Consider the following 1,308-nt stretch of genomic DNA (forward strand, 5'->3'; position numbering starts at 1 on the left):
CGGCCGTAACTATAACGGTCCTAAGGTAGCGAAATTCCTTGTCGGGTAAGTTCCGACCTGCACGAATGGCGTAACGATGGCCACACTGTCTCCTCCTGAGACTCAGCGAAGTTGAAATGTTTGTGATGATGCAATCTCCCCGCGGAAAGACGGAAAGACCCCATGAACCTTTACTGTAGCTTTGTATTGGACTTTGAACAGATCTGTGTAGGATAGGTGGGAGGCTTTGAAGTGATGTCGCTAGATGTCATGGAGCCAACGTTGAAATACCACCCTGGTGTGTTTGAGGTTCTAACCTAGGTCCATTATCTGGATCGGGGACAGTGCATGGTAGGCAGTTTGACTGGGGCGGTCTCCTCCCAAAGCGTAACGGAGGAGTTCGAAGGTACGCTAGTTACGGTCGGACATCGTGACGATAGTGCAATGGCATAAGCGTGCTTAACTGCGAGACTGACAAGTCGAGCAGATGCGAAAGCAGGACATAGTGATCCGGTGGTTCTGTATGGAAGGGCCATCGCTCAACGGATAAAAGGTACTCTGGGGATAACAGGCTGATACCGCCCAAGAGTTCATATCGACGGCGGTGTTTGGCACCTCGATGTCGGCTCATCTCATCCTGGGGCTGTAGCCGGTCCCAAGGGTATGGCTGTTCGCCATTTAAAGAGGTACGTGAGCTGGGTTTAAAACGTCGTGAGACAGTTTGGTCCCTATCTTCCGTGGGCGCTGCAGATTTGAGGAAGCCTGCTCCTAGTACGAGAGGACCGGAGTGGACACACCTCTGGTGTATCGGTTGTCACGCCAGTGGCATTGCCGAGTAGCTAAGTGTGGAAGAGATAACCGCTGAAAGCATCTAAGCGGGAAACTCGTTTCAAGATGAGATCTGCCGGGGCCTTGAGCCCCCTAAAGAGTCGTTCAAGACCAGGACGTTGATAGGTCAGGTGTGGAAGCGCAGTAATGCGTTAAGCTAACTGATACTAATTGCTCGTGCGGCTTGACCCTATAACTTTGATAGCCAACACGCACTCTGCGTGAAGCTCAAAGTCTGTTATGCCAAGTTAGACGCAGTCAAAAGACACAAAATCTGATTCCAGACTCTATGAATTCGCCAGGCAGTTCCCAGGAACTGCCCAGCACCAAGTTATGCCTGATGACCATAGCAAGTTGGTCCCACTCCTTCCCATCCCGAACAGGACAGTGAAACGACTTTGCGCCGATGATAGTGCGGGTTCCCGTGTGAAAGTAGGTCATCGTCAGGCTCTTACAGCCCAGAAAACCCCAGTCAGATATGACTGGGGTTTTTTGCTTTGG

The 1,308-nt window shown here is 51.3% G+C and carries 2 rRNA genes (1 of these 2 running past the window's edge); both read left to right on the top strand.

Annotated features, from left to right (window positions below):
* A 23S ribosomal RNA gene (locus OIN59_RS25150) occupies nucleotides 1–999 on the top strand; it begins 1,880 nt to the left of the window's first position.
* A 144-nt stretch (nucleotides 1,000–1,143) separates the two neighbouring features.
* Nucleotides 1,144–1,256: ribosomal RNA gene (gene rrf, locus OIN59_RS25155) — 5S ribosomal RNA — on the top strand.
* Nucleotides 1,257–1,308: the final 52 nt, after the last annotated feature.

This window comes from Acidovorax benzenivorans (assembly GCF_028680575.1).
GTDB classification, from domain to species: domain Bacteria; phylum Pseudomonadota; class Gammaproteobacteria; order Burkholderiales; family Burkholderiaceae_C; genus Acidovorax; species Acidovorax benzenivorans.